Annotated in this window: 22 protein-coding genes; 7 read left to right on the top strand and 15 right to left on the bottom strand. The window is 29.1% G+C overall.

The window, feature by feature from the left end; genetic code table 11:
* Positions 1-5 precede the first annotated feature (5 nt).
* The 10 genes from ACTT9P_RS01490 to hspQ all read right to left on the bottom strand — a co-directional run bounded on the left by ACTT9P_RS01490 (position 6) and on the right by hspQ (position 7470).
* Entirely contained in the window at positions 6-1169 is a 1164-nt protein-coding gene (locus tag ACTT9P_RS01490; RefSeq protein ID WP_440908924.1) for a pyridoxal phosphate-dependent aminotransferase, read from the bottom strand.
* A 3-nt stretch (positions 1170-1172) separates the two neighbouring features.
* Positions 1173-2324, bottom strand: a complete 1152-nt coding sequence (locus tag ACTT9P_RS01485) for an alpha-hydroxy acid oxidase (protein ID WP_440908923.1) — start codon at positions 2322-2324, stop codon at positions 1173-1175.
* Between the two features lie 8 nt (positions 2325-2332).
* Positions 2333-2845 (bottom strand): acyloxyacyl hydrolase, encoded by a 513-nt coding sequence (locus ACTT9P_RS01480; protein WP_440908922.1) that lies wholly within the window; start codon positions 2843-2845, stop codon positions 2333-2335.
* 19 nt (positions 2846-2864) lie between these two features.
* On the bottom strand, positions 2865-3224 hold the full coding sequence (locus ACTT9P_RS01475; protein ID WP_440908921.1) for a cytochrome c-type biogenesis protein: 360 nt from the start codon (positions 3222-3224) through the stop codon (positions 2865-2867).
* Positions 3221-3742: a DsbE family thiol:disulfide interchange protein gene (locus ACTT9P_RS01470; RefSeq protein ID WP_440908920.1), complete on the bottom strand. Its 522-nt coding sequence runs from the start codon at positions 3740-3742 to the stop codon at positions 3221-3223. Before ACTT9P_RS01470 ends, ACTT9P_RS01475 begins: the two co-directional genes overlap by 4 nt.
* Positions 3732-5615, bottom strand: a complete 1884-nt coding sequence (locus tag ACTT9P_RS01465; protein ID WP_440908919.1) for a heme lyase CcmF/NrfE family subunit — start codon at positions 5613-5615, stop codon at positions 3732-3734. Before ACTT9P_RS01465 ends, ACTT9P_RS01470 begins: the two co-directional genes overlap by 11 nt.
* Before the next feature lies 1 nt (position 5616).
* Positions 5617-6036: a cytochrome c maturation protein CcmE gene (gene ccmE, locus ACTT9P_RS01460; protein ID WP_440908918.1), complete on the bottom strand. Its 420-nt coding sequence runs from the start codon at positions 6034-6036 to the stop codon at positions 5617-5619.
* Between the two features lie 10 nt (positions 6037-6046).
* Positions 6047-6274: a heme exporter protein CcmD gene (locus ACTT9P_RS01455; RefSeq protein WP_440908917.1), complete on the bottom strand. Its 228-nt coding sequence runs from the start codon at positions 6272-6274 to the stop codon at positions 6047-6049.
* Positions 6271-6978 (bottom strand): heme ABC transporter permease CcmC, encoded by a 708-nt coding sequence (ccmC, locus tag ACTT9P_RS01450; protein WP_440908916.1) that lies wholly within the window; start codon positions 6976-6978, stop codon positions 6271-6273. Before ccmC ends, ACTT9P_RS01455 begins: the two co-directional genes overlap by 4 nt.
* A 171-nt stretch (positions 6979-7149) precedes the next feature.
* Positions 7150-7470 carry a heat shock protein HspQ gene (gene hspQ / locus ACTT9P_RS01445; RefSeq protein ID WP_440908915.1) on the bottom strand — a complete coding sequence of 107 codons (321 nt, stop codon included), beginning with the start codon at positions 7468-7470 and terminating at the stop codon, positions 7150-7152.
* 85 nt (positions 7471-7555) lie between these two features.
* Here hspQ and ACTT9P_RS01440 point away from each other — a divergent pair, with 85 nt between their 5' ends.
* Together ACTT9P_RS01440 and ACTT9P_RS01435 are read left to right on the top strand one after the other, a co-directional pair.
* Positions 7556-8107: a septation protein A gene (locus ACTT9P_RS01440; RefSeq protein ID WP_440908914.1), complete on the top strand. Its 552-nt coding sequence runs from the start codon at positions 7556-7558 to the stop codon at positions 8105-8107.
* On the top strand, positions 8100-8447 hold the full coding sequence (locus tag ACTT9P_RS01435) for a DUF2794 domain-containing protein (RefSeq protein ID WP_440908913.1): 348 nt from the start codon (positions 8100-8102) through the stop codon (positions 8445-8447). Before ACTT9P_RS01440 ends, ACTT9P_RS01435 begins: the two co-directional genes overlap by 8 nt.
* A gap of 2 nt (positions 8448-8449) precedes the next feature.
* Here ACTT9P_RS01435 and ACTT9P_RS01430 read toward each other — a convergent pair whose 3' ends face one another.
* The gene (locus ACTT9P_RS01430) at positions 8450-9205 is read right to left on the bottom strand and encodes a Bax inhibitor-1/YccA family protein (RefSeq protein ID WP_440908912.1); all 756 of its coding nucleotides are present in this window, start codon (positions 9203-9205) and stop codon (positions 8450-8452) included.
* 77 nt (positions 9206-9282) lie between these two features.
* Here ACTT9P_RS01430 and ACTT9P_RS01425 point away from each other — a divergent pair, with 77 nt between their 5' ends.
* From ACTT9P_RS01425 to ACTT9P_RS01405, 5 genes are read left to right on the top strand one after another with little or no spacing between them, the layout of a single operon-like run.
* Complete coding sequence (locus ACTT9P_RS01425; protein WP_440908911.1) at positions 9283-10323, top strand: aldo/keto reductase; 1041 nt, start codon at positions 9283-9285, stop codon at positions 10321-10323.
* Positions 10320-10826 carry an invasion associated locus B family protein gene (locus ACTT9P_RS01420; RefSeq protein ID WP_440908910.1) on the top strand — a complete coding sequence of 169 codons (507 nt, stop codon included), beginning with the start codon at positions 10320-10322 and terminating at the stop codon, positions 10824-10826. Before ACTT9P_RS01425 ends, ACTT9P_RS01420 begins: the two co-directional genes overlap by 4 nt.
* Positions 10827-10830: 4 nt before the next feature.
* On the top strand, positions 10831-12012 hold the full coding sequence (locus ACTT9P_RS01415; protein WP_440908909.1) for an argininosuccinate synthase: 1182 nt from the start codon (positions 10831-10833) through the stop codon (positions 12010-12012).
* Between the two features lie 10 nt (positions 12013-12022).
* On the top strand, positions 12023-13168 hold the full coding sequence (locus tag ACTT9P_RS01410) for an FAD-binding domain-containing protein (RefSeq protein ID WP_440908908.1): 1146 nt from the start codon (positions 12023-12025) through the stop codon (positions 13166-13168).
* Between the two features lie 3 nt (positions 13169-13171).
* Positions 13172-13786 carry a DsbA family oxidoreductase gene (locus tag ACTT9P_RS01405; RefSeq protein WP_440908907.1) on the top strand — a complete coding sequence of 205 codons (615 nt, stop codon included), beginning with the start codon at positions 13172-13174 and terminating at the stop codon, positions 13784-13786.
* Here the strand turns inward: ACTT9P_RS01405 and ACTT9P_RS01400 are convergent.
* The 4 genes from ACTT9P_RS01400 to ACTT9P_RS01385 are packed head-to-tail and all read right to left on the bottom strand — an operon-like array spanning position 13783 to position 15637.
* Positions 13783-14457 (bottom strand): GNAT family N-acetyltransferase, encoded by a 675-nt coding sequence (locus tag ACTT9P_RS01400; RefSeq protein ID WP_440908906.1) that lies wholly within the window; start codon positions 14455-14457, stop codon positions 13783-13785. The two genes, ACTT9P_RS01405 and ACTT9P_RS01400, sit on opposite strands and share 4 nt — an antisense overlap.
* Positions 14454-15173: a type 1 glutamine amidotransferase gene (locus tag ACTT9P_RS01395; protein ID WP_440908905.1), complete on the bottom strand. Its 720-nt coding sequence runs from the start codon at positions 15171-15173 to the stop codon at positions 14454-14456. The genes ACTT9P_RS01400 and ACTT9P_RS01395 overlap by 4 nt, the downstream gene beginning before the upstream one ends.
* Before the next feature lie 4 nt (positions 15174-15177).
* Positions 15178-15306 (bottom strand): DUF2256 domain-containing protein, encoded by a 129-nt coding sequence (locus tag ACTT9P_RS01390; RefSeq protein ID WP_440908904.1) that lies wholly within the window; start codon positions 15304-15306, stop codon positions 15178-15180.
* A gap of 1 nt (position 15307) precedes the next feature.
* The gene (locus ACTT9P_RS01385; protein ID WP_440908903.1) at positions 15308-15637 is read right to left on the bottom strand and encodes a hypothetical protein; all 330 of its coding nucleotides are present in this window, start codon (positions 15635-15637) and stop codon (positions 15308-15310) included.

The following is a 15637-nucleotide window of genomic DNA, read 5'->3' as shown; positions in this document are numbered from 1 at the left end:
CTATTTTACTTAAGCATTTTTTCAATATTATCAATTGCTTGAGATATGTTGTCTTGTGATGCAGCGAAACTAAATCTAACATAATCACCTGATGTTTTACCAAAAGCTGTGCCCGGAACAATTGCCACACCAGCTTCATTCATTGCTCTATCACAAAACTCTTCACCATTCATACCAGTGCCAATTACCTTAGGAAAAGCATAAAAAGCACCACCAGGTAAGCTACACTCAACACCTGGTAAACTATTGAGTCCTTCATGAATAAGTTTTCTTCTTTGAGTAAATTTTTCCATCATGTGATGTATTGAGTCATCAGGTCCATCTAAGGCTGCTATTCCAGCAAATTGGGCAGCTGCGTTAACACAAGAAACACTATTAATTAAAAGTTTATTAACATGTTCAACTAAATGTTCTGGCCAAAAACTCCATCCTAATCTCCAACCAGTCATTGAGTAAGCTTTGCTCCATCCTTCTAGAACAATCAGTCTATCTCTTAATTCAGGATAGTTAAAAAAAGTAGGCATTTCTTTGCCGTCAAAAATTTGCCTACTGTAAATCTCATCACTTAAAATAGTTACATGTGGATGTTTCTTCAATCCCTCAGCCAACTTATCAATTTCTGATTTTTCCACAAAACTTCCTGTAGGATTATTTGGATTAATTAAAATCAAAAGTCTTGTCTTATCAGTAATCAATGAAAGAATTTTATCCGCACTAAATTTTAGATCTTTATCTTCAGTTAAATCATAAGGAACAGCAGTCGAACCTGTATAATTTATCATCGACTCATAAATAGGAAATGCTGGAGTTGGGTGAATAATCTCGACACCAGGTTCACCAAAACATTGAATAGCATAATGCATAGTAGGTTTTCCTCCTGGCATTATAATTATTCTTTCTGGGTCAACTTCTTGATTATAAAGACTCTTAATTTTTCTTGTTACGGATTGACGACACTCTAAAATACCATTTGATAATACATATCCATGATGACCATCATCTAAAGCTTTTTTTGCAGCATCAACAATATGTTTAGGGGTTTTAAAATCAGGTTGACCAAGTCCTAAATGAATCATTGGCTTACCTTGTGCTTCAAGTTTCTTTGCTCTTGCTAAAACACTAAATGCTGTTTCTGTTCCTAGTCTATTTAAACTCTCTGCTAATTTCATTACTTATCTCCTATATATTATTTTTGATCTATTTAGTTCACTTAAATTTTTACAACCCATTAAAACCATATTTCTATTAATTTCATCATGCATGTTTTGAAGAAGTTTTTCAACACCTGGTTGGCCTGCTGCACCTAAAGCAAATAAAAACATCCTGCCAAAACTACATGCTTTAGCGCCTGCTGCAAGAGCTTTTAATACGTGTGTTCCTCTTCTTATTCCACCATCTAATATAATTTCCAATTTATCTCCAACTGCATCAGATATTTCTTTAACTTGATCAAAAGGAGATCTAGATCCATCAAGTTGTCTACCACCGTGGTTGGAAATCATTATAGCAGTGCAACCAATATCAATTGCTCTTTTCGCATCTTCAACAGACATTACCCCTTTTAAAGCAAATGGTTTGCCCCACTTCTTTACACAATACTCTGCATCTTTCCAGCTCATGGCTGGATCATATTGTTCGTTAATATATTCTATAACTGACTTAGCAATATTAGTTCCTTTATCAGTTTTGGTTGCAACATTTGCCAATGAAAACTTTTCATGTGTAAGATAATTAAAAACCCATTTAGGATGCATTGCAAAACTCATTAAACTTTGCAATGTAAGTTTAGGTGGTGTTGTAAATCCTGTTCTATGATCTTTTTCTCTATTACCAGCTACTAAAGTATCAACTGTAAGACACATTCCGTCAAAGTTTGCTCTTTTGCATCTTTCAATTAGGTCGTCTGTAATACCTGTGTCCTTGTGAACATATAACTGAAACAATTTCGGTCCACTTGAAACATTTGAAATTTCCTCAATTGTAGTATTTGCCATCGTAGACATGCTGTAGAAAGTTCCAAATTTTTCTGCAGCTCGTGCTGAGGCTTTATCACCTTCGTGATGATATAATCTTTGCATTGCTGTAGGAGATAAAAAAATTGGCATATCAATTTTTTTTCCAAATACAGTAGTAGATAAATCTGGTTTACCAACACTAGCTAAAACATTTGGCACTAAATCACAGTCATTAAATGCATCAGTATTTCTTCTAAGAGTAACCTCATCATCAGAACCTCCATCAATATAATGAAAAATTGGAGATGGAAGATTTTTTTTCGCCAGTTTTCTAAAATCACTAAAATTGTGACAATCTTTTAAATTCATTTAATTAATTAAAATTTTTTAAGAAGATTAAACATATAACTATTCGCGCCAGGATTTTTATCACCTAAGCTTGCATTGGATAAGTGGTTATATGAAAAACCAATTTGACTTTCTTTAGGAAGATCGAGCGATAATTGAATTTCACTTTTAAACTCTAAAGCATGTCCTAAATCTTTACCATCACCTTCATTGTAGTAGCCTGGAGCAAAACTAGGATTAAAATTCCAATTACCAATTTTATAATTAGCTTGAACGCCAGTATATATATAACCGGCACTATCTTCAGTAAGCATCACACCAGTGATTGGAGATAAATTTCCTAAAAAGGTGTCACGGTTTAGCTCTTCATTAAGATGCTGAATTCCAACTAAACCAGCTTTTTTATTATCATCACTAAAATCAAAAACACCTGTATAAAAATTATACTCTGGGTTTACATTTGCTTTATTTAGTTCGTCAGCACTTGCTAAGAAGCTAGTAGATAATAAAGTAAAGATTATAGCTAAGCTAATTTTTTTCATAATCGTAATATGCTTACTTTTATCTAATTTTCAATTTTTTAAATATTAAAAAACCACCAAATAAAAACATAAGAATAGGTATTAACCATAATAAATAGGTATTTTTAGTCCATTTAGGATCATACAAAATCCAATCACCATATTTAGTTTTTAAAAATTCATAAATTTCTTTTTTTGTAGAACCTTCATTTAGTTTTTTATCTACGACTAATTTAATACTATTAGCAAATTCAGAATCAGAGTCATAGATCGATTGACCCTGGCATACTAGACATCTCAAATTTTTTGTTATTTCTATTTTTATTGTTTCATAACTTTGTGAATGAATTAAAAAAACACTACTGATCAATAAATAAGATATCAAAACTATTTTTTTCATATTCGTTCTACTATCTTTGTTATCTCATCCACATTCTGTCTATTAAGTGGCCCTATATATTTTCTAATAATCTTATTATCAAAAATTAAAAAAGTTTCTGGAACTCCTATCGCACTCCAATCAATTGATATTGTGCCATCATCATCAATTAAAATTATTTTATAAGGATTTCCGTAATTCTTTAAAAATTTCTCTGAATTTTCTTTAATGTCTTTATAATTTAATCCAATCAAACTTAAATTTTGATTTTTACTTAATAGCATCAAATATGGATGTTCTTCTCTACAAGGTGCACACCATGATGCCCAGATATTTAACAAATAATATCTTTCTCTTTTAAAACTATTTTTATTAAATTTATCTTCAGAGTTTAAAATTAGCGCTTCAAATTCAGGCACTTCTTCATTTAAAGCTATTTCGGGTTTATAAATATTAGATTTATTCAAACCTTTATAAAAAACTATAAAAACCGATGAAAAAAAAACTAACGAAATTATTAATATAATTTTATTTTTCATTTCTTAAAATAACTAAATTTAAAATTCCACCGAAGCTTATCAAAATAACAGAAAACCATATCCACATCATAAATGGCTTTTCTTGATATCTAAGATTAAAATAATTTTGATTTTGAACAACATTTATAACTAGAAATTTATCATAAAAAAAATTTGTCTTTATATCAGCTTCACTTGTAACTGTTATAGGCTGATTGTATATCCTTAGCTCAGGCTTAAAAAATTCTACTTTTTGATTTTGATCTGTTATTTGAAAATGACCAACAATAGAGTCATAATTTTCTCTTTTCTGTTTTTCAACTTTTTCTAAAAATATTTTAGTTTTACCATCACTATAGACTTCATCTATTTTGATATTTGTAATTATTTCAGATGAAAAAAAATTATTCAAAAGAATTGAAAGTATTAATAGGCTGAAACCTAAATGAGATATCTTTTGACTGTAATTTCTTGTCTTTGAAATAAAAAAATCTTTTACAGTTATGAAGAAAAGATAAAATGAACTACCTAATAATATAGTGTTAACTAAAAAATTTGTTTCTAATTTTACAACAATTGCAATTGATAAAAAAATTGAAATTAATAAATAAATTATAAGTTGTTTTTTTTCTACAATAACAGATTTTATCCAAGTGAGTCTTGGTGCAATTGCCATTATGATTAAAAAAGGAATTAAAAATGGCACTATCAATTTGTGATAAAATGGTGGGCCAACTGAAATTTTTTCTGAACTTATTACATCTAAGAATATGGGATAAACTGTTCCAATTAGAACAACAGATAAAAAATACATCATAAACCAATTATTAATAAGAATACCAGTGTCTTTGCTTACCAAAAAAAATTTTCCTGCAACTTTGTCTTTTTTATTAGAATTGAAAAAGAAAAAGATAATTAAAGAGAGTAAAATTAGAACAAACAAGAATGTTAAAATATATAGTCCTCTCTCTGGGTCATTAGCGAAAGTATGAACAGAATTTAATATTCCTGATCTAACCAAAAAGGTCCCGCTCATACTTAAGGTAAATGTTGCTATAGATAGAATTATTACCCATGATTTAAGTTGTGATCTTTTTTCTAAAACTATTAAACAGTGAATTAATGTTGTTAAAGCTAACCATGGCATTAAAGAAACATTTTCCACTGGATCCCAAAACCAAAAACCTCCCCAACCAAGTTCATAATAAGCCCATATTGAACCTAACAATATTCCTAACGATAAAAAAACCCATGAAACATATGTCCATTTTTTTATGTGAGCTGCCCATGTGCTAGAAATATTGTTTGTTATTGTTGCAGATAAAGCTGAAGAAAAGATAATTGAGGCACCAACATAACCTAAATATAAAATAGGTGGATGAATGGCTAGTGCTGGATCTTGTAAGATTGGGTTTAAACCAAGTCCTTCTTTAGGAGGTGGAAAAATTTCAGTAAAAGGATTTGATGTTTGAACAACAAATACAAAAAAGCCTAATATTATTATTTGCTGAAATAAAATTGTTAAAACTCTATAATTTTTTGATTGTTTTTGAGAAGTAATAATAAAAATAAAAATAAATAATGTTAATACTAATAACCAAAGCAATAAACTTCCCTCGTGATTTCCCCAAGTACCAGCTATTTTATAAAACAAAGGTTTTGTTGTATGTGAATTGTTAAAAACAGTTTCATTACTAAAATCTGAAATTACAAATGAGATAATTAAAGAGATAAAGCTAATTAATACAAACAATAATTGAAGAAAACTAAATGAAAAAATTTTTGAATTGATAGTGCCTATTTTTTTAAAATCAGTTGTTGAATAATACAGAATTGGAAAAGATATAATTAATCCAAAAATTAGCGAGTATTTGCCTATTATACTTGGTAACAATTTAATTCTCCTTCAACGCTTCTTTAACTTCAGGTGGCATGTAATTTTCATCATGTTTTGCTAAAATTTTTGTTGCAGAAAAAAAACTTCTATCTTTTAGATACCCTTCAGCAACAACACCTTTTTCTTCTTCAAAAAGATTAGGTAAAACACCTGAATAGGTAACATTAATTTCATTTTTAAAATCCGTTATGATGAAACTAACTTTTTCTGAATTTATATTTATGGAATTTTTCTTAACCATTCCTCCCACTCTAATTTTCTTACTTGTTAATTCTGTTAAAGATTTAATTTCTGATGGAGATTGAAAATAAACTACATTTTCCTCAAGGGATTTTAATATTAAGAAAACAGTAAGAACTAGAGTGACTAAAGCTAATGATATAAACAATATCCTTAACTTTACTTTACGACCAAACATTTACTTAAAATTAAATATTTGATGCGCCAGATAATATTTCTTGATTTATTCTTTGTGTTCTAGCTTGAGCAGCTTTGTTTGTATCTAAACTTCCAAATTTTTTTACAAATTTAGTTTGTTCCTTAACAAATTGAATTCTTGTTACAATGTACAAGCTTCCAAAACTAAATAGCGTGAAACTAAATGCAGACCATACGTAAAGTCCGTATCCGTTCATGTTTAGTAATTCATTTATCATAATCTATCTAAGCCTTTATTTTTAATTTTTATCAGTTCTGTATTATATTTCATTAAAAAAATCAGCAGAGAAAATAGTGCAAATGCCGCAGTCATTATCGCTAATGGAAATAACATTGAGCTGTGTATTGAAGATTTTGATAAAATATTAATTGATGCAGGTTGATGAAGAGTATTCCACCAATCCACTGAATATTTTGTAATTGGAACATTAATAATCCCAATTAAAGTAATTATCATTGAAATTTTATAAACGTTCTCTTTGTCATCATAAATTCTCCAGACAATCAAATACATTCCATAGAATAACAATAAGATTAGCATCGATGTTATTCTTGCATCCCATGCCCACCAAGTTCCCCATGTTGGTTTCCCCCATATAGAACCAGTTACTAATGCAATTAAATTAAAAACAAATCCAGATGGAGCTAAACTTTTTGCGATTAAAAAAAAATTTTTACTTTTAAAAATGAATCCTGAAATTGATAGGATTGTTATTGATGTAAAAATGCCAAGTGAAATCCATGCAGCTGGAACGTGTACATACATAATTCTAACAGCATCACTTTGTTTATAATCTTCAGGTGAAAAAACTAGAGCTTCTGCCAATCCTATAATTAAAACTATTAAAAATAATCCAATTACATATTTTGGCATTCTTGATGTTATTAGAAAAATTTTATTTGGTTCAAATAGCTTAAACATAGAATTATTATTTTATTACAGGAGGTATTTAATATCTATTTTTCTCTGATCAAGAATGCTGAGGGAGATAATAATAAGGGGTTAAATTTAGCACTCCTGACCAGATAATATAAATTAACAACTATCTGTGTCCAAGATTTGAGCTAATTATGTCTTAAAAATGGAATATGACTAATTTGACTGCTTAAAGTAGCCTGTGCCTTTTTTTCCTGAGAAAATTTCTTCTATTAACGGATGCTTAATTGGTTCATCTGAATCATCAATTAAAAGATTTTGTTCTGATACATAAGCTTCATAAGTTATTTCATCGTTCTCAGCCAATAAATGATAAAACGGTTGATCCTTTCTTGGACGAACATTTTTAGGAATGGATTGATACCATTCTTCCGAATTATTAAATTCAAAATCAACATCATAAATTACACCTCTGAAATCAAAGTGTTTATGTTTTACTATTTCGCCGATTGAAAACTTAGCTTTTTGAATTGCCATGAGTTTAGTATGGGGATTTTAAAATAAAAATCAATATGTAAAATTTAAAGGTTTTGTGAAATTGTGGATATGTTAATATCTTTGTGTGAATAAATCGTTATTAAAATTTCTCACAGATTTTGGTCCCTTAATAATATTTTTCTACTTTTATTATGATAGTGGAAAAGATTTAAAAGTAGCCATTCCACCTTTTATAATTGCAACACTTTTAGCTTTAGCAATTGTTTGGGTTTTAGAAAAAACTATTCCTAAAGTTCCGTTGTTGAGTGGAATTTTAATTACATTATTTGGAGGTTTGACAATTTATTTTGATAACCCAATATTTATTTATATTAAACCAACAATAATAAATATTTTATTTGGTTGTGCTTTATTATTTGGAAAGTTTTTTACAAAAGAACCTGTGCTAAAAAAATTAATGGGTAAATCGATTGCTTTAACTGAAGAAGGTTGGGAAGCATTAAATAAGAGATGGGTTTACTTCTTTTTTGGTCTTGCTTTATTGAACGAAATTGTCTGGAGAACGCAATCTGAGGAATTTTGGGTTAACTTTAAAGTTTGGGGACTATTACCAATTACATTTATTTTTACTGCATTTCAAATTGGCTTAATCAATAAATATAAAATTAATGAATAGAAACTTAAAATTAGTAGTCAATAATACAAATCATAAACAGGTTGAGGAGAAATATTTTTTTGAAAAAGAAGAGTTAAAAATTATTTTAGATCTCTACGCAAAGATGGTTTCAGAAGGATCATGGAGAGATTATGGTCTTAGCATATCCAGCAAGCAAGTTGGTTTCAGTGTGTTCAAAAATGCTGCTGAAAATGCTTTATATAAAATTTGTAAAAATTTTAAGCCAAAAAACCCTAATCTAAGATATTCAATAACAGATGTTAGTGGAAAGATTTTAAAAAATTCTTACGATTTAAAATCTTTATTAAAAAATACTAACTGGAAAAAACTTCAAAAATAAAGTTATCTTCTTTGACCAAAAAGTCTTAGCAACATTATCATCAGGTTAATAAAGTCTAAGTATAATGTTAAAGCACCCATTACAGCTTTTTTACCCATTAACTCACCTGAATCACTTGCTACGTACATGTTTTTAATTTTCTGAGTATCGTAAGCTGTCAAACCTACAAAAATCAGAACACCTAATACTGAAATTACAAAATACATCATAGATGATTTCATAAATATATTAACTATAGATGCTATAATGATTCCAATAAGTCCCATCATTAAAAATGATCCAAATTTAGTTAAATCTCTTTTAGTCGTATAACCGTAGATACTCATTGCTCCAAAAGTAGCAGCTGTAATAAAAAATACTCTAGCTATGCTCGCGCCAGTGTAAACTAAAAGAATTGATGATAAAGACAGACCCATTAGTCCTGCATAAACCCAAAATAAAGTTTGGGCTTTAGCATAACCCATCTTGTTTATTCCAAAGCTCATGTAAAATACGATTGCCAATGGCGCCAACATAACAACCCACATTAAAGCAGAGTTGTAAATTGCATTTCCAAAACCTGTTAGTACAATTCCATTTGCTGAAACTGAAACAACTGCCATTTTAAATGTGATTAACGAAACAATTCCAGTTAATAAAATACCAGTTGCCATGTAATTATAAACTTTAAGCATGTAGGCTCTTAAGCCCTCATCCATTACCGCAGTAGCTTGTTGTGCTTGCTGGGCTTTAATCATATTTTCTCTATCAAAATTCATGAGTTATATATAATATAGTGAAATAATTATTCAAGACACCAAATAGCAAATTAACAAGACATAAATAAATATTTAAGATGAATTATAAAAAACTAGGCAATACTGACATTAAAGTTAGCACTATTTGTCTCGGTACTATGACATGGGGAGAACAAAATTCTCCAGAAGAAGGCTTTGAGCAAATGGATTTTGCTTTAGATCAAGGAGTAAACTTTTGGGATACCGCTGAACTCTATTCAGTACCTCCTAAAGAAGAAACTTTTGGTCATACAGAGATAATAATTGGCGATTGGTTTCAAAAAACAAAAAAGAGAGACAAAGTTATTCTTGCAACAAAAGTTGCTGGACCTGCTAGAGATTATATTCGAGGAGGAGAAAATAGTTTTGGGATAAAAAATATGACTATTGCTCTTAACGATAGTCTTAAGAGACTTAAAACAGACTACATCGATCTTTATCAATTGCATTGGCCAGAAAGAAAAACAAATATGTTTGGGCGTCTTGGTTATGAACACCAAGAAAACGATAATGATTGGACTCAGTTTGAAGATGTTCTTGAAAATTTAAACAAATTTGTAAAAGAAGGAAAAATCAGAGAAGTTGGACTTTCCAATGAAACACCTTGGGGCGTAAACAAATATCTTCAGATTGCTAAAGAAAATAATTTACCAAGAATGATGTCTATACAAAATCCATATAGCTTGTTGAACAGATCTTACGAAGTAGGACTTGCGGAGATTTCAATTAGAGATCAAATCGGATTATTAGCTTATTCTCCATTAGCAAGTGGATACTTGACGGGAAAATACAGAAACAATCAAATGCCTAAAAATTCTAGATTGGAGAGAGATGGCGATTTTTGGACAAGATATAACAAGCCAAACACAACTAAAGCGGTTGAAGCATATTATGAAATATCTAAGAAGCACAATATTGATTTTACTCAAATGTCTTTAAAGTTTTGTGAAATTCAACCCTTCATGACTAGCGTAATTATTGGAGCAACTACAATGGAACAGTTGAAAACTGATATAGAAAGTGTAAATGTAAATTTAACTGATGATGTTGTCGAAGAAATTAATGAAGTTCAAAAAATTTATCCAAATCCATGCCCATGATTAAGCAGATATCTTTTAAATTTTTTATTATTTTTATATTTTCAATATCATATTCTTTTGCAGAAGATGTTAAGAAATTAGGAAAATATAAAGACTGGGAAACTATGGTATTGGTTGAAGCTTCTGGCAATACTTGTTTTGCTCAATCATCTCCTGTTTTGCAAGCACCAAAATCAAATAAAAGAGATGCAAGATTATTTGTTAGTTTTAGACCTGGGGACAAGATAACAGATGAGATTAGTACAACTTCTGGGTATGAATATAATAAGAATAATAAAGTCATTGCAACTTCAGGAAAAAATAAATTTAACTTTGATATTAAACAACAAGGTTTTGCTTGGATGACTAGTAACAAAAATGAAAAAAAAATGATTAATGTGATGATGAAAGGATCTCGTATTATGGTTACTGGTTTTAACTCAAAAGGCTCTCAAACAATTGATCATTACTCGCTATTAGGATTTACCAAAGCATATAAAGCTGCAAAAAGTGCTTGTAGTTAATTAAATGAAATCTAAAAAAAAAATAGTTCTAGCCTACTCGGGCGGTCTGGATACATCTATAATCTTAAAGTGGCTTCAAGAAAATTATAACGCCGAAGTTATTTGTTACACAGCCGATGTGGGTCAAGAAATAGATAGAAAAAAAATTTTTAAGAATGCGAGAAAACTAGGTGTAAAAAATATTATCATTCAAGATCTGAAAGATATTTTTGTTAAAGATTATGTTTTTCCAATGATTAGAGGCCACGCTATATATGAGGGTGTTTATTTGTTAGGCACATCAATTGCAAGGCCACTAATTGCAAAGGATCAAATAAGAGTAGCAAAAAAATATAAGGCCTATGCTGTATCTCATGGAGCTACTGGTAAAGGAAATGATCAAGTTAGATTTGAATTAGGTTATCATTATTTTGGACCAAAAATAAAAGTAATTGCGCCTTGGAGAATATGGGATTTAAAATCAAGAACTGACCTAATAAACTATGCAAAAAAAAATAATATTGAAATTCCAAAAGATAAAAAAGGAGCACCACCCTTTTCTATAGATGATAATTTATTCCACACGTCAACAGAAGGAAAGGCATTAGAAAATCCAAAAAACTTTGCGCCTGAGTTTATTTTTCAAAGAACGATTTCTCCAGAAAAAGCACCTAATAAGCCATCGTTTATAACAATAGATTTTAAAAATGGTGATCCAAATGGAATTAATGGAAAAAAACTAAGCCCAGCAAAACTATTACAAAAACTTAATTTAGTAGCTGGAAAAAATGGAATTGGAAGAGTTGATTTAGTTGAGAATAGATTTTTGGGAATAAAATCACGAGGCGTGTACGAAACACCTGGAGGCACTCTACTAATCAATGCGCATCGTGCAATAGAATCTGTCACCTTAGATAAAGAAACTATGCATAAAAAAGATGTCATCATGTCTAGATACGCAGAACTTATTTATAATGGCTATTGGTTTTCAAAAGAGAGAATAAAACTTCAAAAAACTGTCGACCTAAAAAGAAATAAAGTAAATGGTTCAGTAAAATTAAAGCTATATAAGGGAAATGTAATAATTCACTCAAGAATTACTAAAAGCAAAGCATATTCAATGCAAAAAGTTTCTTTTGAAGAAAATAAATCATTTAATAAATCTAATGTTGAGAGATTTATAAATTTTCATAAAACAAAATTATAATTTTAAATATATGAATTTTATTCCAACAAGAGCTTCTGCTCTAGATAAACTAGATCAATTCATTGAAAATGGATTGAAAAATTATTCAAAAGCAAGAAACTTTGATTACGGTCCTGATAAAAGAGATAATACATCATGTCTTTCACCATATATTTCACATGGAGTAATCAATGAAATCGAAGTCATAAAAAAATCACTGAATAAATATTCTTTTTCAAAAAATGAAAAATTTATACAAGAAGTATTGTGGAGAACATATTGGAAAGGATGGTTAGAATTAAGACCAAATGTCTGGACAGATTTTTTAGTAGAATTAGATGCCATCAAAAATAAATACAAAGATAATGATAATTATATTAAAGCTATTAGTGGCAAAACTGATATTGAATGTTTCGATGCTTGGGTGCAAGAACTTAAAGAATCAAATTATCTTCATAATCACACTAGAATGTGGTTTGCAAGTATTTGGATCTTTACTTTAGATTTACCTTGGCAGTTAGGAGCAGAATTTTTTTTAGAACACTTAATGGATGGTGATCCAGCATCAAATACACTTGGATGGCGATGGGTTGCGGGTATACAAACTCAAGGAAAGCACTACTTGGCATCTGAATGGAATATAAAAAAATTTACAAATAATAGGTTTAATCAAATAAAACTTAATGAAAACGCTCCACCTAAAATAAGTGAAAAAACTTATACAATAATAAAACAAAATTTTACAAATCCTGTAATCAATGACCAAAAAACTTTAGTAATTTTTGATAATAATCTTTCATTTGAAAGTTCTGATTTCACTGATGTAAAATTTAAAAAAGTACTTCTTATTCAACAAAATAATGAAAATAGAAATATTGAGTTAAGTGAAAATATAGTGAAATTTAAAGATCTTTTAATCAACGATCAAAAAACACGGTTAGAGGAAAAAAATATAGATTGTGAAATTTTAGATATTAATGAGTTAGAAAAAACAAATGAAGATCTTTTAATACTTTATCCATCAATTGGTGAGGCTCTAGACTATTTGAATAAAATTAATATTAAAAATTATAAATTTTTATACAGAAACTTAGACATGTTTTCATGGCAGTTCTGTAATAAAGGTTTTTTTAATTTCAAAAACCATATTCCTAAAATTATAAGTAAATTTGTATAAATTATGAAAATTAAAGTTTACGCGGATACAATATGTGGATGGTGTTTTATAGGTCAAACTAATTTAGAAAAAGCACTAGAAGATTTTAAAGATAAAAAAATAGAAGTTGAACATATACCATTTCAATTAAATCCTGATATGCCTGAAGATGGAATACCTAGAAGTGATTATCTTAATATTAAATTTGGTGGCAAAGAGTTCGCAGCTCCAATGTATGCATCCATGACACAGACAGCAAAAGAAATTGGATTAAGTTTTAATTTAGAAAAAATTAACAAAACTCCAAATACTGTTCTTTCTCACTTACTAATTTTATTAGCAAAAGAAAATGGTAAGGAAAACGATGTAAAAAAAGATATCTATACTAGTTATTTTATTAGTGGTGAAGATATTGGAGACAGAGAAGTGTTGATCAAAATAGCTGAAAAAAATAATATTTCTAAAGAAAATTTCATCAACTACATTTCAAAAAATAGTCAAATAATTAGTTCTTATCAAAAAAAAGCTAAGGAAAAAAATATTTCAGGAGTTCCTTTTTTTGAGATTGAAAATCAATATGTATCAGGAGCGCAAAGCTCTGAATATTTGAGAAATTTTATAAAAGAAAATTTAAACTAAAATTTTAACTTTTTAATTTGTTTAGAGTTTTTAAAGTTAGATGGTTTCAAAAAAGCTTGATAACCCTTTTTAATTTTGCTCCAATCTTTATCTATTATTGCATACCAAGACGTATCTCTATTTCTTCTTTTGTAAATTGTTGCCTGTCTAAAGATGCCTTCAAATTTAAATCCCAGTCTTAGTGCAGCTTTATTTGATCTCTTATTGAGACTATCGCATTTCCACTCGTATCTTCTATATCCCAAAACATCAAAAGCATTCTTCATCATTAAGTACATAGCTTCAGTTGCTTCTACTGTTCTCTGTAAATTTTTTGCATACGTGATCCAACCTACCTCTATCGTTCCAACCTCGGGTGTAATTCTTAAATAACTGGCTAATCCACAAAATGTTTTAAGTTTTTTTGAATAAATGGAGTAAAAAAAAGGATTTCCAGATAACTTTTCTGTTGTTAGGTATTTTTTAAATGAAGAGAAATTTTTATAAGGCCCCGTTGGCATATAAATCCAATCAATGCCTTTATCGTCTATTGAAAAATTTTTAAAAAGGTCTTCTGCGTGTTTCTTAACATTTACAGGCTCGAGAACACAGTATTTACCAATTAATTTTTTCTTTGATGGGTATTTGGCTTTTTTAAATTTTACTGGAAAACCTATTTTATATTTTCTCATAAGATTTTTTTAAAATTTTCATATAATGATCTAGAATATTTGTTCATATCTTGCATATTATCTTTTGCAGCTTTATCAAATTTTTCTAAAGCTCCCTTACCTAATTGCCCCTCTAAAGCTTTTTTATATTCTGGAACGCAGCCCCACTCATTTACTGTGGTATCTTTAATCTCAATATGAAATTGAATTCCATATGCATGATTTTGAAATTTAAAAATTTGATATTTTGTAATAGGTGATGAAGCAATTAATGTTACATCATCATTATTTTCTATCCCTTGAACTTCATATGAATGCCACTGGAGGCTTTTTATTTTATCAGGAAATTCATTAAAAAGTTTATCATTAGCTTTTTCTTTACTAAAATTAATATCCATAATTCCAATCTCAGCTGGATTAGATTTAACAACCTTGCCACCTACTACTTCTCCTAAAAGCTGACAACCTAAACAAAAACCTAAATATGGTTTTTTTAAATCTACAACAAATTCTTTAATTTTTTTCTTTTCATCTATTATCCAAGGATATTGATCTTCCATATAGGTATCCATTGGACCACCCATGCAAAACATTCCATCAAATTTACTAAGATCATTAGGAATTTTTTCCCCTTCATCTAATTCAATAGTTGTTAAGTTAAAGCCATCAGCCAACATCAAATCTTTAATGTAGCCTGGATCTTCTATTTTGATGTGTTGCAAAACAATAATGTTCATTTCTTTATTTTAAACTAGCGCACTTTTTTGAACAATATTTAACTTTATCCCAATTTAATTTCCATTTTTTTCTCCACAAAAAAGGTCTTTTACAAACAGGACAAATTTTTGAGGGTAAGTTTTGTTTTTTCAAACTAATATTCTTTATAGTTTGTTTTCCAAAGCTCTAGAGCTTCTTGCCATGATGGTATCTTATTACTTTCAAAACCATACGTTGATCCTGTGGCAATTGAATTAAATTCTTTCATTGCTTTGATATGAATTGGTCCATGAATATATTCCATCATATTATTTCTGTCTTTCCATGCTGTTAAAGTATGTTTGTAACCATTAACCTCTTTAACTTCACAAAATAAATTTCCCTCAGCTCTTTGTGCTGCTCTAAAAGAAGGAATTGCTAACATCCAAAACTTGATTTTTGAAAAAAAGTTTTTTGGTTTAAGTCCTGTTATTGAAATATACAT

The organism is Candidatus Pelagibacter sp., from assembly GCF_052048095.1.
GTDB lineage: Bacteria > Pseudomonadota > Alphaproteobacteria > Pelagibacterales > Pelagibacteraceae > Pelagibacter.
Note: the sequence above shows the minus strand (reverse complement) of the source record. Positions and strands in the feature narration are given on the sequence as shown.